The 21,492-nt window shown below is 63.6% G+C and carries 16 protein-coding genes and 1 pseudogene; 9 read left to right on the top strand and 8 right to left on the bottom strand.

Translation table 11 applies throughout. From position 1 onward, the window contains the following. Nucleotides 1–17 precede the first annotated feature (17 nt). A pseudogene (locus tag FJ956_RS25540) lies at nt 18–298 on the top strand (polyamine ABC transporter ATP-binding protein); the annotation flags it as partial. A gap of 265 nt (nt 299–563) precedes the next feature. Continuing rightward, nucleotides 564–1,589, top strand: a complete 1,026-nt coding sequence (locus FJ956_RS25535) for a hydroxyacid dehydrogenase (protein WP_140682396.1) — start codon at nt 564–566, stop codon at nt 1,587–1,589. An 87-nt stretch (nt 1,590–1,676) separates the two neighbouring features. Here the strand turns inward: FJ956_RS25535 and FJ956_RS25530 are convergent, their stop codons facing one another. The 4 genes from FJ956_RS25530 to FJ956_RS25515 form a co-directional block, all read right to left on the bottom strand. Then, complete coding sequence (locus FJ956_RS25530; RefSeq protein ID WP_140682398.1) at nt 1,677–3,080, bottom strand: MATE family efflux transporter; 1,404 nt, start codon at nt 3,078–3,080, stop codon at nt 1,677–1,679. A 233-nt stretch (nt 3,081–3,313) separates the two neighbouring features. Beyond that, nucleotides 3,314–6,121 (bottom strand): DUF3131 domain-containing protein, encoded by a 2,808-nt coding sequence (locus tag FJ956_RS25525; RefSeq protein ID WP_140682401.1) that lies wholly within the window; start codon nt 6,119–6,121, stop codon nt 3,314–3,316. Continuing rightward, on the bottom strand, nt 6,118–7,395 hold the full coding sequence (locus FJ956_RS25520) for a glycosyltransferase family 2 protein (protein WP_140682404.1): 1,278 nt from the start codon (nt 7,393–7,395) through the stop codon (nt 6,118–6,120). Before FJ956_RS25520 ends, FJ956_RS25525 begins: the two co-directional genes overlap by 4 nt. Further along, the gene (locus tag FJ956_RS25515) at nt 7,392–8,447 is read right to left on the bottom strand and encodes an NAD-dependent epimerase/dehydratase family protein (protein WP_140682407.1); all 1,056 of its coding nucleotides are present in this window, start codon (nt 8,445–8,447) and stop codon (nt 7,392–7,394) included. The genes FJ956_RS25520 and FJ956_RS25515 overlap by 4 nt, the downstream gene beginning before the upstream one ends. Before the next feature lie 444 nt (nt 8,448–8,891). Here FJ956_RS25515 and FJ956_RS25510 point away from each other — a divergent pair, with 444 nt between their 5' ends. The 7 genes from FJ956_RS25510 (at nt 8,892) to ugpC (ending at nt 16,772) form a co-directional block, all read left to right on the top strand. Then, nucleotides 8,892–10,238: a nucleotide sugar dehydrogenase gene (locus FJ956_RS25510; protein WP_140682410.1), complete on the top strand. Its 1,347-nt coding sequence runs from the start codon at nt 8,892–8,894 to the stop codon at nt 10,236–10,238. A gap of 108 nt (nt 10,239–10,346) precedes the next feature. Then, on the top strand, nt 10,347–11,264 hold the full coding sequence (locus FJ956_RS25505; protein WP_140682413.1) for an AraC family transcriptional regulator: 918 nt from the start codon (nt 10,347–10,349) through the stop codon (nt 11,262–11,264). A 292-nt stretch (nt 11,265–11,556) separates the two neighbouring features. Next, entirely contained in the window at nt 11,557–12,831 is a 1,275-nt protein-coding gene (locus FJ956_RS25500) for an extracellular solute-binding protein (RefSeq protein WP_140682416.1), read from the top strand. 97 nt (nt 12,832–12,928) lie between these two features. Further along, nucleotides 12,929–13,798, top strand: coding sequence for a sugar ABC transporter permease (locus tag FJ956_RS25495; RefSeq protein WP_140682419.1), 870 nt, complete (start codon nt 12,929–12,931; stop codon nt 13,796–13,798). Nucleotides 13,799–13,809: 11 nt separating this feature from the next. After that, a complete protein-coding gene (locus FJ956_RS25490) occupies nt 13,810–14,622 on the top strand; it encodes a carbohydrate ABC transporter permease (protein WP_140682422.1) in 813 nt (270 codons plus the stop codon). 14 nt (nt 14,623–14,636) lie between these two features. Then, nucleotides 14,637–15,683 (top strand): NAD(P)-dependent alcohol dehydrogenase, encoded by a 1,047-nt coding sequence (locus FJ956_RS25485; protein ID WP_140682426.1) that lies wholly within the window; start codon nt 14,637–14,639, stop codon nt 15,681–15,683. Nucleotides 15,684–15,686: 3 nt separating this feature from the next. Next, nucleotides 15,687–16,772: a sn-glycerol-3-phosphate ABC transporter ATP-binding protein UgpC gene (gene ugpC, locus FJ956_RS25480; RefSeq protein ID WP_140682429.1), complete on the top strand. Its 1,086-nt coding sequence runs from the start codon at nt 15,687–15,689 to the stop codon at nt 16,770–16,772. Between the two features lie 15 nt (nt 16,773–16,787). Here ugpC and FJ956_RS25475 read toward each other — a convergent pair whose 3' ends face one another. The 4 genes from FJ956_RS25475 to FJ956_RS25460 all read right to left on the bottom strand — a co-directional run bounded on the left by FJ956_RS25475 (nt 16,788) and on the right by FJ956_RS25460 (nt 21,489). Then, entirely contained in the window at nt 16,788–18,374 is a 1,587-nt protein-coding gene (locus FJ956_RS25475) for an FGGY-family carbohydrate kinase (RefSeq protein WP_140682432.1), read from the bottom strand. Further along, nucleotides 18,371–19,054, bottom strand: a complete 684-nt coding sequence (locus FJ956_RS25470; RefSeq protein ID WP_140682435.1) for an HAD family hydrolase — start codon at nt 19,052–19,054, stop codon at nt 18,371–18,373. Before FJ956_RS25470 ends, FJ956_RS25475 begins: the two co-directional genes overlap by 4 nt. 20 nt (nt 19,055–19,074) lie before the next feature. Then, nucleotides 19,075–20,553, bottom strand: a complete 1,479-nt coding sequence (locus tag FJ956_RS25465; protein ID WP_140682438.1) for a mannitol dehydrogenase family protein — start codon at nt 20,551–20,553, stop codon at nt 19,075–19,077. A 165-nt stretch (nt 20,554–20,718) separates the two neighbouring features. Continuing rightward, on the bottom strand, nt 20,719–21,489 hold the full coding sequence (locus tag FJ956_RS25460) for an L-iditol 2-dehydrogenase (protein ID WP_140682441.1): 771 nt from the start codon (nt 21,487–21,489) through the stop codon (nt 20,719–20,721). Nucleotides 21,490–21,492 lie beyond the last annotated feature (3 nt).

The following is a 21,492-nucleotide window of genomic DNA, read 5'->3' as shown; positions in this document are numbered from 1 at the left end:
CAGCCGGCGACGGTGCGCGTGTAGACGAATTGCTGAGCCTCATCCATCTACCCGGCTTCGCCGACCGCCCCGGTGGCGAAGTTGTCCGGCGGCCAGCGCCAGCGCGCTCGCACTGTCGCCGAAACGGTCCCCTCGACGAGCCGCTGTCCGCACTCGACGCCAAATTGCGAGGCCATGCAGGTGGAATTGCGCCAGTTGCAGCAGCGGCTCGGCATCACCATCGTCGCGTGAAGCCATGACCATGGCCGATCTCGTCGCCGTTATGGGTCACGGCAAGATCCTGCAGGCCGGGCCGCCATCGCTGGCGCGCGTATCAGATGCGGGACCTATGCTGCACTATTTTTTTGGACGGTCCTGTGCGAGGCTTGGGCTATGTGCTGGAAACAAGAATGCTGAAGATGCGCTGCCAGCCATCGCGGTTGAGCGCTCAAGCCGCCGCCAAGGCAAAGTGGGGCAAGGCGCGCGCAGCTGCAATACCTGCCAGCGCATCTGCGACGCGGATTAAATCGACAAGAACTCTTCCGTCGGGACAATTCGAATGTACCTGAGGAGATCGCACCATCATGAGTGCTCAAGGCTTGCCCAGCGTTCTCGCATTTGAACGCTACGACCCGACTGACGCCTCGCTGAACTGGCTGCGCGAGCGTGGGGTTAACGTCATTTTCGGCAATGCGCTCTGGGAAATGCCGTTCAAGCGCTTCACCGAGGATGAGCTGATTGCCAACGCACAGGGCTGTGTCGCGTTGATGGGGGCAAGCGGCACCCGCATCACCCGGCGCGTCATGCAGGCGCTTCCGGATCTGCGCTACATCTCCAAATATGGCATTGGCGTTGACAGCATCGACATCGATGCTGCCACCGAGCACGGTATTCTGGTTTCCAGCACGCCGAACGATTTCCAGATCTTCACGGTCAGCGAGCACGCGGTCGCCCTGATGCTTGCTGTTGCAAAACAACTTGGCACGTGGACGCCCGAATTCATGCGGCGTGGCGGGTGGCGCGGCCTGACACATGGCGCGACGCTGCGCGGCGCCACCGTCGGCATCCTCGGCCTCGGCCGCATCGGCCGTGGCGTGGCGCAACGGCTGTCGGGCTGGGAGGCCCGCATCCTTGCCTATGATCCCTTCCTGAAGGAAGCTCCTCCAGGCATCGAACTCGTCGACTTCCTCACACTGGTGGAGCAATCCGACTTCCTGACGCTGCACGCAACGCCAAGCCCGGATAACCATCACATCCTGAACGCCGCTGCGTTCGCGAAGATGAAACCGTCAGCCATCGTCGTCAACACCGGGCGCGGATCGCTGATCGACTACACGGCTCTACGAGCAGCGCTGGCCAATTGCCAAATCGCGGGTGCGGCGCTCGACGTGTTCGACCAAGAGCCGCCGAAGACCGACGATCCGCTGTTTTCGCTACCCAACGTCTTGTGCACGCCGCATGTCGCGGCCTGGACGACTGAAGGAACTCAGGCCATCGGCTGGCATGCGGCCAAGAACCTGTGGGCCATGATGAGCGGCGAAGGACACGCCGATATGGTCAACCCGCAAGCCAATCAGCGAAGGAGTGCGGCCTTGCTCGGCGACGTGTGATTTCAGAGGCTGCGTGAATGAACCCCCTTCTGCATCGATCGTGAGGCCTGAGCCTATCCGAGCGTTGGCAACTGGGCGTCCTTGCTTTCAATGCCCGAAGGACAGCGCCGGCGCGATGCGGTCACGCCTGAGCCAGCGCGCCAAGAGCAGCGCCGCCACCACGGCCAGCCCCGAGGCCAGGCCGATCCAGATGCCGACGCCGTTCAGGCCGAAATGGAAGGCGAGCAGCACGCCGAGCGGCAGGCCGACGCCCCAATAGCCGATCGCGGCGTAGATCATCGGCACCTTGGTGTCGTGCAAGCCGCGCAGCATGCCGGCGGCGACTGCCTGGGCGCCGTCGAAAATCTGGAACAGCGCTGCAAACGCCAGGAACGACACGGCAAGCGTGATCACCCTGGCATTGGCCGGATCGGCGAGATCGATGAAGGCGCTGATCAGCGCATGCGGCCACAGAATCATCACCAGGCCCATCAGCGCCATGAACGAGACGCCGATGACGAAGGCCGTCCAGCCGGCGCGCGAAACGCCTTCCGGGTTGCCGGCGCCGTGCGCCAGGCCGACCCGGACCGTGACCGCCTGATTGAGTCCGAGCGGCACCATGAAGGAGATCGAGGCGATCTGGATGGCGATCGCATGGGCGGCCAGTGAATCCGCGTCGATCAGGCCCATGAGCAGGGCCGCCGCATTGAAGATCGTGACCTCGAAGGCGAGGATGCCGGCGATCGGCAGGCCGAGTCTCAGCAATCCGCGGAAACGCGGCCAGTCGGAGCGCCAGAAGCGGCCGAACAGACGGTAGCGGCGGAACTTCTTCTCCTTGATCACCACTGCCGCCAAGCCGACGAACATCAGCATGCTTGACAGAGTGGTGGCGAGGCCGGAGCCGGCAATGCCCATCGACTTGACGCCGAGATTGCCGAACATGAACACCCAGTTGAAGAAGGCGTTGCAGGCGACCGCGACGAAAACGATGATCAGCGCCCAGCCCGGCCGCTCCAGCGCCGAGATGAAGGAACGCAGCACGATATAGAAATAGAAGGGCAGCACCGCCCATTGCAGCCAGCGCAGGTAGATGCCTGCCTGATGCGCGAGCTGCGGCTTCTGGCCCATGGCCAAAAGCACCGCTTCGCCATGCCAGAGAAAAGTCCAGATCGGGATCGCGATGAGGATCGCCAGCCACAGGCCCTGGCGCACCGTGCGGCGCAGGTCGCGAACCGAATGGCGGCGGCGGCCGAGCTCGGTCGCCATCATCGGCGAGGTCGCCAGCATCAGGCCGAGACCGAAGATCAGCGGCATGAAATAGAGGTTGGAGCCGAGCGCGCCGGCGGCGAGCGTGTCGGCACCCAGGCGGCCCATCATCATGACGTCGGTCGCGGTCATGGCGGTCTGGCCGAGATTGGTCAGCACCATCGGCCAGGCGAGCGCGATCGTCGCCCTGATTTCCTGACGCCAAAGGTTTTCCGGCGCGCGAGCACCGGCTTCGATCGCAGACATTGTTCCGCTCTTTCAGAACACGGCGCGTCGGCCAAAGGGCCGGAAGCCGCACAACAACGGCGCGAAATGGCACCATTTGCGTCGCCTTGTGAACGAAATGCGACATGTTGGCAAGGGAGGAGGCCCGGCTAGCGATTGATCCAGCCGACGCTACCTGCCGCGGCCTGCCGCAACCGTATCAAGTGACGCGGCGCCGTGCAGCGCGATTGCGTCGCCGCCGGATGCGGCGGGGTTCAGGCCTCAGCCCGCCACAGCAGCGGTTTGCGGCCACCGAGTATATAGGCGACGGACTCCAGGATGATGCCGTTGGTGTTGATGTCGGTGACCTCGATGCGCTTGCCCGTACGCTCGGACACTCCGGCGGAAAAGCCTATTGCCTTCATCCTGGCGCGCTCCCTGACATAGGTCACGAGCTTTTGCGCGTAGTCGCCCGGCCTGGCCGCGAGCCATAGATAGGCGCCTTTGGAATTGACCAGCCGCAACGAGTCGGAAAGCTTTGACGCCTTGTTGGGCGCTGAGGTCTTCAACGTGTCGACCGGAAAAGTGCCGCCATCGTCGGTCAACTGGTAGCCCTGGTAGGTGAAATAGGGAGGCCCGGCCATAGCGCTCTCTGAAACGCAGGTCAGGATGCCGGTCTCCTGGAAACGTTTCATCTGGGCGGCGTAGAGGATGTCCGCCATGAGGCGCCCATGCGGCGATGCGCCCAGCTCGACTTCCTCGGTGACATGAGGCTCGGTCGCGATGCGGCCGCGCCGCTGGATTTCCACCATGGCCGCGAGGGCGGCGTCCATGTCGTTGCTCGGGTCCGCGGTGCCGAAGACCGGCGATATCGCTTCGCCCCAGAGGCTATATCCGCGGCCGGCATAGCCGGCATAGCTGTTGTACTGTCCCGACGAAATCTTGCCGCTGTCGCTCACCACATGCATCTCGCCATCCTCGAGGACGGGTCCGAACGACCAATGCCGCACCAGCTTGAACACCGGGAAGGCACCCTCCGTGTAGCTGTCCAGCACCTTCAGCGCGACCAGCAGGCGCCCGGTATCGGCGCTATCGAAACCATCGCGCTCGCCGCCCTTCGAACTCAGCCGCCGCTCGGTATTTGGAAGCTTTGCCCCGGCGAAGCTGAAATCGCCCTGGCCCAGGAATGCGAGGATCCGATCGATCGTCTTCTCGAATTCGGCCTGGTCGATGATGCGCAGGCGTTGGGCGGAAACCGCCGCCAGGATATGCGATCCGATATCCCACATCGTGACGAACGGATATCCGGTCTGCTTGCCGGATTCGATCCAGGACGTGGCGGGCGCCATGCCGTGGTAATGCCTTGCGCCCCAGTCGAAATAGGTCCAGGCCAATTCGGCATCGGCCCTCAGCGCCTCCTCCTCCAGCCGATACGGATCGGGTTTTGTCCAGTCCTTCACCGACACGTCGGCACGGGCTTGCCTGATGCGATCCACCTTCGGCATGGCCGGGCAGACGGCTTTGTAGTACTGCGCGAAATTGACCAGCGTCGTGCCCGGCATGGCCGCCATCCGGGTGATGGAATCGAGTATCACGTGCTTCTTTTCTGGTGTTTTGGCGGTGTCCGGGTGGATGCAGAAGACCGCGTCATTGTCCTCTCCAAGATAATCGAAGACCTGTTCCTGCGAAAAATAGGGAAGGTCGCCGGTCCAAGCGGCTTCGAACTTGACGGTATTGGACACATGCAGGATTCCGCGCCTGTCGAGGCCGTTGAACCAGCGCATGTTGCCCTTCTCGGCGGCGAACATCGGCGTCCCTGTGCCGGCCACGGCATCGAGCGTGTTGTCGTCGAAATCGTCGTTCGGAGGAATATAGGTCAGCGGCAGCCTGCCGGTGGAGCGATAGATTTCGCTCATGCAGTCCCGGATGAGGTCGACGTCCTTCGCGAGCGAGTTTCCGAGCAGCTCGGACGGCGTATGGTGCCAGCCATGTCCCGCGATATCGTAGCGCGGGTCCGCCAGCATCGATCGCAGAAAGGCCTTGCTGGTTTCGTCCGCCGACAGCGGGCCCGCCTTGGGAGCCGGGATGATGGCGTTGGTGACTGGATAGCCGGCTTCGATGAAACCCTTGACGAAGGCCATGTGGCTCGGATCGGTGTCGCTGTCGAGGCGCAGGTCGTCCACCCTGACCACGATGTAGCGCCTGCCGGCAGCGCGGCTCTGCGTATAGAGCTTCTGCGGCGTCAGGACACGCACGGTGCCTGATGAAACCGCTGCAAGCCCCGCCTTGGCGACGCCGGACGCGTAGTCGGCCGCATCGGTATTGGACAGGCCGGCGAGCGCGTCAAAGGGGATTTCAACGATGATCGGGTCGATGTTGGCGGCAAAAGCCGCGATATTCCGCGCAAGCGCGGCCGGCGCCGTCAGCGCGGCTGTCGCATTGCCCGATGTGGCGGATGTTCGCGCCGAGGCGACGGTGTTCACAAGGCCGGTGTTGGTCATCCAGTAGCCTCCATCCGGAGGCTGCTGGCCGACCTTGTCGTCTGGCTCGCCCGCAAGACGAATGACGGTGCGAATGCCGGCCGACCTCATCGATGCGGCGTCCTGAGGCGATTGCAGCGGCTGATTGGTGGTCAGCGTCAGCGCGGTGATGACGGCCTTGGACTTGTAACGGTCGAACGCGTTGATCATGTGCGAGAAGGCGGCCTGCATCTCGCCGGCCTGCCGTGCCTGCAGATAAGGATCGGCCGGCGCGATCTTCGTGGCATGGATTCCGAATTCGATGGCGTTCGGAGCCAGTTCCACGGACTGCCTGATCCACTTGGCCAGGCCGGAGCTGTAGCCTGGGATGTCGCCGGGATCGCCTGCCATCTTGATGGTCATGGCGATCGGCAGACCGGCGGACGAAAAGGCGTTTGCGACAGCTTCGAGCTTGCCTGTGTCGGCGCGGGCGCCGACGCCGCTGACGGTCACGATCAGCGGATTGGGCAGGCGCGCCGCGGCCGTAGCGACACCTCGCCCGGCAACGGCCAGGAGCGGGATGCCGATACCGCCGAGGAGGACCGAACGCCGGGTTATGGTCATGCGTGCCTCCTGTCGGCGGCGGGAATCGCGTACCGCGCCGGGCTCACCCAGCGGCCATCGGATTTCGCGGAGAAGGATTTGACGAGGGCGCGCAGGAAAAGAGCGGCGTCGAGAAGCCGGATGGCGGGAAAGGCGATGCCGTAGAGCATCAGGCTCGGCCGCCGCTCGATGACCGCGACGATCAAAGTGAGCACATAGTCGACGGTGAGGAACAGAACGAGGAGAATGACGGGCGAGACCGGCCGTATCGCCAATTGGCCGATCGAGAATGCGGGCACTTCAAGGCCGGTCGCCAGATACGCCAGAGTGGCCAGGGGCAGAGCGAGCGCGAAAACCGATATGACGAGCAATTCGGCCAGCAAGCCGCCGAGCGACAGCCAGAAGCAGCTTGGCCAGACGCCATGCCGGCGCACCGTCTGCCAGAAGCCCAGATACCAGCGTTGCACCTGCTTGCGGTAGTCGGAGAGGTTGAACGGATCTTCCGACGAGCATCGCGCTCTCGGCGTATAGGCGACACGGCCCAGCCCTTTGTGCTGCACCTCGAAAGTCATGTTGAAGTCTTCGATCACGAGGCCCGGCGCCGTGATGTCGATCTGGGTCAGAGCCTGGGTGCGATACATGCTTGCAAAGCCTGGCGCGATATAGCTCACGCTGGTCCATTTCCAGGACTGGCCATATTGGAACGCCGTCTGCAGGACCCTGTAGAGACGTGTCCGATAGGCGGCGAAGAGCATATCCAGCGTCGGCAGGCGCTGATCGCGCCAGCGCGACAGAACATGGCCCGCGACGGCGCAGACGCCCGGGTCGTCAAACAGCGGAAGGGCGTGGTCGAAATAATGCGGGTCGATCTCAGAGTCGGCATCCTGGATCAGCACCGCCTTGAAACGCTTGCAAAGGCGATAGTGCTTGATTGCCCTGGCTATGGCCTTGGCCTTGCCTCCGTTGGGCCGGATATCAAGGGCCCTGCAGCCGAGGCTCCGGGCGATGGAAACCGTGGCGTCTTTCGATCCGTCGCTGGCGACATAGATCTGCCGGGCCGGGATGATCGCCTTGAGGGCGGCAATGCATTTGGGAAGCGCGATCTCTTCATTATGCGCGGGAATGACAACCGCGACATCGGCGACACTGATGAAGCGAGGCGCTTCAGCAGCCTTGCTGCTGCCGAGCTCGGCGATGAAGCGCAGCAGCCCGACCGTGCACCAGAATGCGATGTTTATGCCCAGCGACGCGCTGAGAACCATCAAGGTCATGTTGAGGGCGGCCGTCGGGCTCATGGCGCTGCGGGCTGCAACCGATCGCCCGGGACCGGCAAGCCGCCGTCCCTCCTGTGCGCGGGACCGAGAGCCGAGCGGGCCGGCTTGATGCCCATCGAGCGAAGCAGGTCCTGATAACTCTGGCGGATGCCTGCTTCCAACGAGATGTTCGGCCGCCAGCCGAGGGCTCGAAGCCTGGTCGTGTCCGGCCAGCGGCCGCGGTGATCCTCGATGAAATGCTCGCGAAAGGCTGCTTCGCCCGCGAGGCCGGTCGCCTTTTTCACCGTTGTGAAGAGGTCGCGCACGGTGATCTGTTCGTCGCCGCCGACATTGTAGACCTCGCCGCTGACTCCCTTTTCGACGACGGTGAGAAGTCCGTTCACCAGATCGTCCACATGGAGAAAGGTTCGCGTCTGCGTTCCGTCGCCGTAGATCGGCACGGGCTGGCCGGCGATGAGGCGGGTCAACATCTGCGGGATGACACGCTGATCCTTGGGCGACATGGCGGGGCCATAGGTGTTGAAAATGCGCACGATGCGCACCTCGATTCCGTATTTGCCGCCCCAAAAACGGGTCAATGCCTCGCCGAAGCGCTTGCCTTCTTCATAAGGGCTGCGCGGCCCGACCGGATCGACCCGCCCGACATAGGTCTCAGGCTGCGGGAAGACGTCCGGGTCGCCATAAGTCTCGGCGGTGCTGGCGAACAGGTATTTCGCCTTGCACCTGCGCGCGATCTTCAACAGGTTCAGCGTTCCGGCGGACGAGGCCATCAGCATCTGCTCGCCCAGCCGCTTGATGTTGGGAACGCCCGTTGGACAGGCCAGGTTGTAGACATGGCTGTAACGACGGCGCTGCAATCGCCGGCAGATTGCCGGATCGGCGATATCCATCTTGATGAAGCCGAAGTTTGGATGGCGCGACAACCGGTCGACATTCGCCTGGCGACCGGTGGAGAGATTGTCGACGACGTCGACCTGCGCGCCCTGATCGAGAAGGCGACGGGCGAGGTTGGTCCCGAGACACCCCGCGCCTCCCGCGACAAGGCATCTGACTTCGTTGCTGTTCATGCTCATCGAGCGACAATCCTCGTTTGCAAAGAAGAAAGCCGCACCCCCTTATTGTGCGCCTTGCTCCATGAAACGAGGATTTCCCCAGGCAAAGCAACTGATAGTTAATAATATGATAAACAACAGTGGTTAATTACCTTCTTGTAATCATTGCGTTTTTCGATGCTCCTTCTTTAAGATGACCTAAAGTGGAACAACCGCGTGCGAAACCGGCACAAGCAGCGCGCTTGACAATCCGCAGAATCTTGATCCGCCGTGAGCCGCTGCCTGATTGCCTTCACGGCTCCGCGCTAGGCTTAGGCGGCAAGCAACTCTCCTGGCACAAGAGTTGCAGAGGGACCCACGACAACGTGGGGTTATGACGCCGGCTACCAGAAGTCCTGTTCGTCAGAATTCACGGCATTGCAATGCGGCGCCGGTTCCGGTCAGCCGCCCTGGTGGAGGGCAACAATGACTTTGGTCGAGCAGGCTCGCGGCGCGACACTTCATTCGAAACTTGAATCACGAACGGCCACGATCGGGGTCATCGGGCTTGGCTATGTCGGCCTACCGCTTGCCGCGGTGGCGGCGCGGGCCGGCTTCCGGGTGATCGGCTTCGACATCGACAACAGCAAGATCGAGAGGCTGAAGGCGGGCCGGTCCTATATCGGCGCCGTTGCCGACGAGGCGCTGCAGGACATCAGCGCAAGCGGGCGTTTCCAGGCGACATCGGACTTCGCGGCCCTCGAAGAGTGCGATGTGATATCCATTTGCGTCCCGACGCCGCTGACAAAGCAGCGGGAGCCGGACCTCTCCTTCGTGGAAGGAACGACGCGCGCCATCGCGGCTCATCTGCGCAAGCACCAGCTTGTCGTGCTGGAATCGACCACCTATCCCGGCACCACCGACGAGGTGATGAAGCCCATCCTGGAAGCGACGGGTTACAAATCCGGCAGGGATTTCTTCCTCGGCTATTCGCCCGAGCGCGAGGACCCGGGCAGCATCGGCTTCGAAACCGCCACCATTCCGAAAGTTGTCGCCGGCGACGGGCCGGTCGCCGCGAAACTGGTGGCGCTCTTCTACGGCGCGATCGTGGAGAAGGTCGTGCCTGTCTCGAGCATCAAGGTGGCCGAAGTGGTGAAGCTGACGGAAAATATCTTCCGCGCCGTCAACATCGCCTTGGTCAATGAGCTCAAGGTCATCTATTCCGCGATGGGGATAGACATCTGGGAAGTCATCGAGGCGGCAAAGACGAAGCCTTTCGGCTATATGCCGTTCTATCCCGGTCCAGGGCTCGGCGGCCACTGTATCCCGATCGATCCGTTCTACCTGACCTGGAAGTCGCGCGAGTTCGAAGTGTCGACGAAGTTCATCGAGCTGGCCGGCGAGATCAACGTCTCCATGCCGCACTACGTCATGTCGAAGCTCTCGGAAGCGCTCGACACGCAGCTTGGCCTGCCGCTGAGCCAGGCAGCCATCCTGATCGTCGGCGTCGCCTACAAGAAGAACGTGTCGGACGTGCGCGAAAGCCCGGCGCTCAAGCTGATCGAGCTGCTCGAGACACGCGCCGCCGACATTGCCTATCATGACCCTCACGTCGCGCGCATCCCAAAGACGCGCAAGCACCCGATGCTGGCCGGCAAGGATTGCATCCGCCTCAACCGCGACTCGATCGCTGCCTATGACGCGGTCGTCATCGTCACCGATCACGACGGGGTCGACTACGGGCTCCTGGCAAATCATTCGCGCCTCATCATCGATACGCGCAACGCCATGCAGCGCAACGGCATCGTCTGCGACCGAGTGGTAAAAGCCTAGCCGCTCACTGGAGCGGTCCGGCTGAGCCCAACCCGTCCGTTCACTTGCCAAGGCTGGCCTGCTACGAAAAGCGCTGATACGGACAGCCCGCCACGCCGGGAGGAATGGATGCCGTTCAGGCGCAGAAAGAACACGGCCGCGATCCCGCGCACGGTACCTGCCTTCGAGCACATCGTGACCGAGGCCAGCGACAGTTTCCTGTGGCGGCTGGACGACTATCCGTGGGAGCGCAATGTCTGGAATTTTCACCCCGAATACGAAATCCATCTGCTCAGGAAATCATCCGGCGTCGTGCTGGTCGGCGACCATATCGGCGAGTTCGGGCCGGGCTATCTGACGATCGTCGGCGGCGGCCTGCCGCATGACTGGGTGACCGCGGTACAGCCGGGCGAGCTGATCGAGAGTCGCGATATCGTGCTGCAATTCGATCCCGAGCGGCTGCGCGGCTCGGCCGGGCTGCTGCCGGAACTGCGTGAGCTGGAACCGTTCCTGGAACGCTCGCTGCGCGGCATGGTCTTCCACGGCCAGACCGCGCTCGACGGCGCCGGGCTGATGGAAAAAATGGGGGAGGTGCACGGGCTGGCGAGGTTCCGCATGTTCCTCGAACTGCTGGATCTTCTAGCCACTACCGAGGAATACGAACTTTTGTCGTCGCCGGATTTTTCGCCGCTTCTCGATGCCGAGTCGCTGGATATCATCCAGCGATCGCTGACCTATCTGTTCCAGCATTTTGCCGAGGATCTGAAGCTGCCCGACGTGGCTCAATTGGCCGGCATGAGCGAAAGCACGTTCTCGCGCTTCTTCCAGAAGAACACCGGCAACTCGTTCAGCGACCATGTCGCCAAGCTCAGGCTCTGGCAGGCCTGCAAGCTGCTTGCCGATACCGAGATCCCGATCACCGACATCTGCTTCCAGGTCGGCTATATGAACATCTCGAACTTCAACCGCGCCTTCCTGCGCAAGCACAAGATGACGCCGTCATCCTACCGCAAGCTGTCGCGGCAGCGGCTGACGTTGCGGGCCTGATTTCGCCGCCCTAGCTTTTTGTTCCATCGCAATTCCGGACGGAAAACCGCTGCGCACTTTTCCTGGAATTGCTCTAATCGTACCGATACTCGTGTGACGGGCAGACTCTGCCGGCGCCATTTTTTGCGGCGCACAATGCATAAAAGTACAGGTCTGCTGCAACGGGGCTTCTAGTCTCTCCCTCTCCAACTGCTCATTTTGGCGGCGGGTGGAAGGTCGACCGGGCGACGGTGAGGGTCGCTTAGTCCGAGGACCTGCCGCTTTCGCGAGTGTTCCTGGAGGAGAAAAACCAATGAATTCAACCCGGCTTGCTGCCAGCCTCAGCGCAGCGTTCGTGCTTACCGCTTCCGTTTCAACCGCAGCATTTGCCCAGGCGCCGGTCTGCTCGGCGCCGGTCAAGGTGCTGGCGCAGCCGCGCGACGGCCTGACGCTGCTGGAGGATTCGAAGGACGAGTTCAAGAAACTCTCCGGCGCTTCCTTCCAGATCGATTACCTCAACGAGAACGACCGCCGCGCCAAGTCGCGCGCCGATGCCTCCACCGTCGGCAACTACAACGTCTACTATGTCGACGAAGCCAATGTGGCGCTGTTTGCGTCTTCCGGCTGGATCGTGCCTCTGACCGATTATTATCCGGCTGAATACGACTATGCCGATTTCGATCCGGGCCGCCAAAAGGTCGCCACCTATGGCGGCAAGGTATGGTTCGCGCCGCTGACCGGTGGCGGCGACCTGATGGTCTACCGCAAGGACGTGCTGGAGGCCGCCGGCATCCAGCCGCCGAAGACGCTGGACGAGCTGATCGCCGACGTGCCAAAGCTGACCAATGCCGACAAGGGCGTGTACGGTATCGCGCTGCGCGGCGCGCGCGGCTCGGGCGCCAATGTCTGGCGCTGGATGCCGTTCTTCAAGGCCTATGGCGGCACGTGGTTCGACGGCGACAAGCCGGCTTTCAATTCGGACGCCGCCGTCAAGGCGACCGAGACCTACCTGAAGCTGTTCAAGGACTCGGCGCCCGGAACGCAGACCGGCAGCTGGGATGAATCGACCGGCGCCTTCCTGTCCGGCCAGGTCGCCATCCTCGTCGAATCGACGCCGCTGTCGGGCATGGCGGTGGACCCCAAGACCTCGCAGGTGGTCGGCAAGATCGGCTTCCTGCCGCCGCCCTCGCCGCTGCCAGGCGGCGGCTACGGCCACGGGCTCGCCATCGGCACCAAGGCCAATGCGGACGACGCCGCGAAGAAATGCGCCGGCCTGTTCATCGCCTGGGCGACGTCGAAGGAGAACGAGAAGCGCCGGCTCGATGCGCATCAATTCGGCGAGCTCAACCGTACCAGCGTCCTCACCAGCAAGGAATTCGCCGACATCTACGGCGCCGATCTCGGCAAGGCGCTGGCCGACACCGGCAAGGTGACGGCGGTGAACTTCTGGCAGGATCCGCGCTGGCCCGATCTCGGCGACCGCTGGGGCATCATCCTGGAAGAGCTGATCACGGGCACCCGCACCGACATCAAGGGCGGCCTCAACGAGCTCGATGCCTATGCCAATGAGCTGGCGAAGAAGAAGTAATCCTCCCGCCCGCGGCGCGCGATCCACGGCATTCGAAGGAGTGCCGGGATCCGCGCCGCGGAATCTTCGCCAGACAGCAGTAAATCCGAGGATAGCAATGCGCCGCCGCCGCTCTTCCCTGCCGGTCACATTTCTGGTTCCGACCCTCGCCATCCTTCTGGTGCTGTCGATGGTGCCGACGCTCTATGCCATCGTGATCGCGCTGCAGAACCGCGAGCTGAGCACGCCGGGTTATTCCTGGGTCTGGTTCTCGAACTTCGCCGATCTCTTTACCGACCGCCGCTTCCTCAACGCCGTCTGGGTTTCGGTGAAATGGGAGATCGTCACCGTGGTGGCGACTATGGTGGTGGCGATCGGACTCGGCGTGCTGATGTTCGAGGTCGCCGGCCCACGTATGCGTAATGTCTACTGCCTGCTGTTCATCATCCCGGTGCTTTTGCCGCGCGTCTCGGCGGCCTTCGTCTGGAAGTTCGCCTACCACCCGCTTTACGGCATCGCCACCTATCCCTACCGGCTCGTCACCGGCGGGCTGATCTTCGATCCGCTGTCCAAGCCCGCCACCGCGCTGTTCGCCGTCGCCTCGGTCGATGTCTGGCAATGGGGGCTGTTCTTCGCCGTCATCGTGCTGAAGCTGCTCGAAACCTTGCCGCCGCAGCCGATCGAGGCGGCCAGGCTCGACCACGCCAAGCGCTGGCAGATCCACGCCTATGTCACCCTGCCGATGCTGAAGGCGCCGCTGATCAGCCTGATGTTCGTCAAGATGATCGAGTCGCTGCGCTCCTTCGACCTGATCTATGTGATGACGCGCGGTGGGCCCGGCGTCGCGACCGAGACGCTCGACATGTACGCCTTCTCGCAGGGCTTCATCGAGTCCGGCAAGGTCTCCTACGCATCGGCCATGGCAGTGCTGATGATGATCGCGACCGTCATCACCTTCACCATGCTTTGGAAGCGGGTGCAGGCATGAAGCCATATCCGATGAGACCGGGCCGCCTGATCGCCAAGGCCATCCTGGCGCTGGCCGGGTTCCTGGCCGTGTTCCCGCTGGTCTGGACGGCGCTCAACGCGCTCAAGAACAATGTCGACATCATCACGCGGGTGCCGAAAGCGATCTTCACGCCGACGCTCGCCAACATCAGCTACATCCTCGGCCGCGACAGCGTGCTGACCGGGCTCTACAATTCGGTGGTCGCCTGCGGTTCGGCGGTGCTGATCGGCGTCGTGCTCGGGTTGCCGGCGGCCTATGCGGTGGCGCGCTATCCCAACCGCTTCGCCGGCGACATCCAGTTCTTCGTCTTGTCGCTGCGCTTCCTGCCGCCGGTGGCGGTGGCTATCCCGCTGATGGTGATCTGGCTGCAGGTCGGGCTGTACGACACTTTGCCGGCACTGATCGTGACCTACTCGCTGCTGACCATCTCGGTGATCATGTGGCTCGCCATTCCCGCCTTCCAGGGCGTGCCGAAGGAAATCGAGGAAGCCGCCTTCGTCGACGGCTATGGCGCCTATTCGGTGTTCTGGCGGATCGCGCTCCCCGTCGCGGCGCGCTCGCTGATTGGCGCCATCGCGTTCAGCTTCGTGCTGGTCTGGAACGAGTTCCTGATAGCGCTGATGCTGTCGAGCTCCAATGCCAAGACCCTGCCGATCGTCGCTTCCGAGCTTTCCCAGCAAGGCATGAACGTGCCGTGGGGAATCCTCAACGCCTCGGTCGTGCTTCTGTCGCTGCCGCCGCTTTTGTTCCTCGGTGTTTTGAGCGGCTTCCTGAATTCCGTTTTCCGGCAAAAGAAAAATTGATGCGAGGATACCCGATGCGGGCACTGGTGCTTGAGAAAAAAGGCGAACTGTCGCTGCGCGAGATCGCGCTGCCGCAAGACGTCGGACCGGACGACGTCAGGATCGCCATCCACACGGTCGGCGTCTGCGGCAGCGACGTGCATTACTACACGCACGGCGCCATCGGCAGCTACATAGTTCGCGAGCCCATGGTGCTCGGCCATGAGGCCTCGGGAACGATCGTCGAAACCGGCGCCAATGTCACAAGCCTGAAGGTCGGCGATCGCGTCTGCATGGAGCCCGGCGTGCCGAACCTTGCGTCGCGCGCGGCCAAGCTCGGCATCTACAATGTCGATCCGGACGTGCGCTTCTGGGCGACGCCGCCGGTGCATGGCATTCTCGCGCCCTACGCCGTCCATCCGGCGGCCTTCACCTACAGATTGCCGGACAATGTCTCCTTCGCCGAGGGCGCGATGGTCGAGCCCTTCGCCATCGGCATGCAGGCGGCGGCGCGCGCCCGCATCGTGCCGGGCGATGTCGCCGTCGTCGTCGGCTGTGGCCCGATCGGCATCATGATCGCGCTGGCCGCGCTGGCGGGCGGCTGCTCCAAGGTGCTGATCTCCGACTTTTCGGCACCCAAGCTTGAGATCGCCGCGCAATATGCAGGCATCGTGCCGGTCAATATCGGCGAGCAGTCGCTGGTCGACGCGGTGCGGAGCGCGACCGACAATTGGGGCGCCGACATCGTCTTCGAGGCGAGCGGCAGCCCGAAGGCCTTCGCCAATCTGTTCGACATCGTGCGGCCGGGCGGCGCGGTGGTGCTGGTCGGGCTGCCGGTGGAGACGGTCGAGCTCAACGTGCCGGCGGCGATCGCCAAGGAGGTGCGCATCGAGACCGTGTTCCGCTATGCCAACATCTTCGATCGCGCTTTGCAGCTCATCGCTTCCGGCAAGGTCGACCTCAAGCCACTGATCACCGGCACCTATGATTTTGACGAAAGCATCAAGGCATTCGAGCGCGCCGCGCAAGGCAAGCCGCAGGACGTCAAGCTGCAGATCCTGCTGACCGGCGAGAAGGGATAAGGCATGTCCGCGATCGTTTGCTCCCATGTCGACAAGGCCTATGGCGCCACGAGCGTCATCCGCGATCTCAACCTCGCTATCGAGGAGCATGAATTCGTCGTGTTCCTGGGGCCCTCCGGCTGCGGCAAGTCCACGCTGCTCAGGATGCTGGCCGGGCTGGAAGACATCAGCGGCGGCGAGGTGTCGATCGGCGGCACGGTGGTCAACGATCTCGAGCCCGGCGATCGCGGCATCGCCATGGTGTTCCAGAATTATGCGCTCTATCCGCATATGACCATCTTCGACAATGTCGCCTTCGGACTGAAGCGGCAGAAGGTGCCGGCGGCCGAGATCAAGAAGCGCGTCGATGCCGTCGCGAAAACGCTTGGCCTGGAACCCTATCTCGGCCGCAAGCCGACCGAGCTTTCCGGCGGCCAGCAGCAGCGCGTGGCGATAGCGCGTGCCATGATCAAGACGCCGAAAGTGTTCCTGTTCGACGAGCCGCTGTCCAACCTCGATGCCAAGCTGCGCAACCATATGCGCGTCGAGATCGCCAGGCTTCACCAGTCGCTGAAGACCACCACCGTTTATGTCACGCACGACCAACTCGAGGCGATGACGCTCGCCGACCGCATCGTCTTGTTGAAGGACGGCGTGATCGAGCAGATCGGCTCGCCGGCGGAAATCTATCGCCGCCCGGGCAACCTGTTCGTGGCCGGCTTCATCGGCACGCCGAACATGAATTTCATCGAGGCCATGGTCGGCAAGGGCAAGGATGGCTGGACGCTGACCGGCGCGGGGACAGTGCTGTCGCTGCAAGGCGGCGACTTCCATCTGCAGCACGGCGATCGCGTGATGCTCGGCATTCGGCCTCCGGATCTGAAGACGGCGGAAGCCGGCGCAGGAAACCTGCTGCAAGGCACCGCCGATCTCATCGAATTCCACGGCAATGACGCGCTGGTGACTTTCGGCTCCGGCGGCAAGGAGATCAGCGCGCTGGTGCCGGCGCGCGAATGCCCGGCGCTGCGCGCGCCGGTTCGCTACAGCTTCGACGAGGAAAGCATCCATCTGTTCGACGCGACCTCGGGGGCGTCGTTGCGCAAGCAGTAAGGCGATCTTCCGGCGTCAGCGGATCGCGTCAATCGCCTGCCGCTGGCGGTGCATCTCGAGGAAGATCCGGTAGTCGCGGTCGAAGCGGGCGCCGGCTTCCTTGTTGGGCGCGCGCGTGCGGCCGCCTTGCTGCATGGCGACGCAGGCCGCGTTGAGGTCAGGGTAGATCCCGGCGGCAGTCGCCGCCACCATGCCGGTGCCGAGCAGCACCGCCTCGTCGGCCAAGGGCTCGACCACGGTGCAGCCGGTGGCGTCGGCGTAGAGTTCCATCAAAAGCGGGTTCTTGGTGTGGCCGCCGGTGACATGCAGCGTGTCGATCAGATAGCCGTTCTCGTTCAGCGCCTCGAGCACATGGCGCACCCCAAGCGCGATGCCGACGGCGGTGCGCCAGTAGAGCTTGCACAGGCTGTCGAAGGAGGAATCGAGCGTCAGGCCGCTGATGACGCCGACCGCATGCGGGTCGGCGAGCGGCGAACGGTTGCCGTGGAAGTCCGGCAGCACGTGCAGCCTCGCGGCCAGCGCGTCGCCGTCCTCGGCGCGCAGCTCGGCGACACGCCTCGCGATCTTCATATGCATGGCCGCGTCCGGCTCGCCGCCGGCGCCATGCCAGCGGATGATGTGGTCGAGCAGCGCGCCGGTGGCCGACTGGCCGCCTTCCGACAGCCACAGCGTCGGCAATGCCGCTCCGTAATAGGGGCCCCAGACGCCGGCAAAGGGCTGCGGGTCGGGCGACATCGCCATGACGCAGGACGATGTGCCGGCGATCAGCGCCAAATGCCGGCTGATGTCCTTCTCGTCGCCGGCAAAGCCGCCAAGGACGCCCAGCGCGCCGGCATAGGCATCGATGACGCCGGCGCCCACCCGACATTTTTCGGTGAGGCCGAGCTCGGCGGCGGCCTTGGCCGTCAGTGGGCCGATATCGGCGCCGACGGAGCTGGCCTTTTCCGGCAGGTTGCCGTGCTCGAAAAGATCGCCGAGCCCGACGAGCTCGAAGAAGTCGCGCCGCCAGCCTTTTTCCTCATGCGCGAGATAGGTCCATTTCGCCGTCAGCGTGCATTGCGAGCGAGCGAGCGAGCCTGACGCCTTCCAGGTCAGGAAATCGGCAAGGTCGAATAGATAGCCGGCTTCATTCCATGTCTTCGGCAGATAACGCTTCAGCCACATCAGCTTCGGCGTTTCCATCTCCGGCGACATCACGCCGCCTATATAGTCGAGAACGGCGTGACCGCTCGTCGTGCATTCGTCGGCCTCGGCGATGGCGCGATGATCGAGCCAGACCATGGTGTCCCAACGCTTCTCGCCGGTGACCGAGACGCTGATCTGGCTGCCTTGCCTGTCGCGCGCGACCAGCGAGCAGGTCGCGTCGAAAGAGATGCCGGCGACATCCCCAGCGGCGACGCTGGATTTCTGCAGAGCGGACCGCACGGATTTGCACACCGCCGACCAGATATCTTCCGAATCGTGCTCGGCGTGATCGGGCTTGGGCTGATGCATGGCGATCGGATGATCGGCGCGGCCGAGCAGGTTGCCGCGCGCGTCGAGAATGCCCGCGCGGGCGCTCCCGGTGCCGACATCGACCGCGCAAACGAAACTCTTCGTCAAGATGCTTTTTCTCTCGCTCCCAGGCCTGCAATCAGATCGGGCAATTGCAGCATGTCAGCGAATATAAAGTCCGGTTCCGTCGACGCAAGCCGCGCCTTGAGGGCGGGATTGGAGGCATGCGAACCGCCGGTGAAGGCAAAAACGTGCATGCCCGCCGCGCGGGCGGCGGCAACGCCGGCCGGGCTGTCCTCGATCACCAGGCAATTGCGCGGATGCGCCCGCATGCTGGCGGCGGCATGCAGGAAAAGGTCGGGCGCCGGCTTGCCGCGCTTGACCATGCTGGCGCTGAACAGATGCGGCTCCAGCAAGGCAAGCAAGCCGGTGACGTCGAGCGCGTAGCGGATCCGCTCCAGCGTGCCGGACGACGCGACGCAGAAAGGCCGGCCGAGCTTCGGTAGCACCTCCTTGACGCCTGGGATCGGCTTCAATTCCTCGCGGAATTTGCGCATCAGGTCGACGCGCATGGCGGTCAGATGCCGGTCGCTGATCTCGAGGCCGAACTCTTGGCCGAGGATCTCGCGCACGCTCTTCATGCTCTTGCCGAGGAAATGCTCGTAGGCGGCGTCCTCGCTCACCGTGCCGCCGGCGAGCTCGATCATGCCAAGCAGCGCCGAGACCGAAAGCCCCTCGCTGTCGACCAGCACGCCGTCGCAGTCGAAGATGACCAGTTCCGGCGTCATGGCCGTCGCTTCCGGCGCTTTCAGAGCGTGCCGGCGAGGTAACGCGTCAGGGTTTCACGCGCGCCGTGCGCCCACAGGGCCTTCAAGGCGTGGGCAAAGGCTTCGGCGAAGACGGGCGAGCGGCCGACATCGCCATAGATGTCTTCCATCGCCAGCCAGGCCTTCGGATCGCCCTTCGCCGCCTTCGCGGTGGCTTGCATGCGGTCCCAGCTCGGGTCGTTCGGCTCGATGACGGCGCCGCTGTCGGTGGTGCCGAAGCAGTAGCGGCACCACAGGGCCGATTCCAGCGCGAGACCGGCGACGCCCTCGCCCGCCTTCAGCCGGTCGGCGATCGTCGGGATGATGAATTTCGGCTGGCGGTTGGAGCCGTCGAGGCAAAGCCGGCGGATGGTGTCGCCGATCTTGGGGTTGGAGAAGCGCCGTTCGATGAGCTGGTAGTAATCCTCCAGATCCGTATCCGGCACCGGCGGCACGGTCGGGATGATCTCGTCATGCTCGAGCTTCGACAGGAAGGCGCGCACCAGCGGCTCCTGCATGCCCTCATGGACGAAATGGATGTCCATCAGGCCGGCCGGATAGGCGATGGTGGCGTGGCCGCCATTGAGGATGCGGATCTTCATCAGCTCGTAGGGCGAGACGTCCTTGACGAATTGCACGCCGACCTTTTCCAGCGCCGGGCGGCCGGCGGTGAAACGGTCCTCCAGCACCCATTGCTTGAACGGCTCGCAGAACACCGGCCAATTGTCCTCCAGCCCGAAATCGTCGGCGAGGATCTTGCGCTCTCGGTCGCTGGTGGCCGGGGTGATGCGATCGACCATGGCGTTCGGGAAGGCGACCTTGTCCTCCACCCATTTCGCCAGATCCTCGTCGATCAGCCTGGCTAGGCCGATGACGCCGTCGGAGGTGACGTGGCCGTTATGGGGGATGTTGTCGCAGGACATGACGGTGAACGGCACGATGCCGTCGGCGCGCCGGCGCAGCAGGCCGGCAAGGATGATGCCGAAGACGGTCTTCGGCGCAGCACCCGGCTGGGCGTCGGCGACGATGTCGGGATGGGCCGGGTTGAACTTGCCGGAGGCCGGGTCGATGAAATAGCCACCCTCGGTGATGGTCAGCGAGACGATCTTGATCGCCGGATCGGCGAGTTGGTCAATGATCGCGGCCGCGTCGCCGGGCATCAGGAAATCGATCATGGCGCCGGTGACGCGGGCGCTCATATGACCCTGGTCCTGCTCGACGACGGTGGTCAGCCAGTCCTGTTCCTGCAGCTTGGAACGGCCGATCTTCTCGCCCTCGAACACGCCGGCGCCGATCAACGCCCAGTCATGGCCCTCGCCGGTGCCGAACAGGTCGTCGAGATAGACCGCCTGGTGCGAGCGGTGGAAATTGCCAATGCCAAAATGAACGATGCCCGCCTTCAGGGCGGAGCGATCGTATTTCGGGCCGGCGACCTTGGCCGGCAGCCTGGCGAGATTCGAGGAAGAGAGTTTCACGGTCATCTCATTTTACCCTTTGGCCGATCCGCAGCCCGACTGTTTACGCCTCCTTGGGAGAGCGAGGATGAGGGGCAACACCTGGTGTTCCAGCATGCCGCCCCTCACCCGCCCCATGGCGTCTTCTCCGGAGGAAAGAAGAGAAGCGCCTTCCCCCTCAGCCCATCCCGGTCAACTCATCCATTGGCCGCCATCGACATTGTAGGTCTGGGCGACAATGTATTCGGCCTCGTCGCTGGCGAGGAAAACCGCCATGCCGGCGAGGTCCTCGGGCTTGCCCATGCGACCGTAAGGAACGCCTTCGCCGACCAGGCGCTTCTTCTCGCCCTTGGGCCGGTTCTCGTATTTGGCGAACAGCGCGTCGACCTGGTCCCACATGTCGCTGTCGACGACGCCCGGCGCGATGCCGTTGACGTTGATGCGATGCTTGACGAGATCGAGGCCCGCCGATTGGGTGAGCGAGATGACGGCGGCCTTGGTGGCGCAATACACGGCGACCAGCGGCTCGCCGCGACGGCCAGCCTGGCTCGCCATGTTGATGATCCTGCCGCCCCGGCCAGCGGCGATCATGGAGCGGGCAGCCGCCTGCAGCATGAACAGCGTGCCGGCGACATTGACGGCGAACAGTCTTTCGTAGCTCGCCTTGGTTATCTCGACGATCGGCGCAAGGTCGAAGATCGCCGCGTTGTTGATCAGTATGTCGAGGCCGCCAGTTCTGGTCTCGACCGCCTTCACCGCCGCCTCGATCGAGGACAAGTCGGTGACGTCGAGCTGGACTGCGTAAGCGGCCGGGCCGATCGCCTTCGCCGTCGCTTGCGCCGCGTCGAGGTCGATGTCGGCAATCGCCACCGTCGCGCCTTCGCGCGCATAGGCTTCGGCGAAGGCCCTGCCGATGCCGCGCGCCGATCCGGTGATCAGCGCCGATTTGCCTTTCAGCCTCACTGT

The sequence above is a fragment of the Mesorhizobium sp. B2-4-3 genome, assembly GCF_006442815.1.
GTDB lineage: Bacteria > Pseudomonadota > Alphaproteobacteria > Rhizobiales > Rhizobiaceae > Mesorhizobium.
The sequence above is the reverse complement of the archived record's forward strand: the minus strand, read 5'-3'. Positions and strand labels throughout refer to the sequence as shown.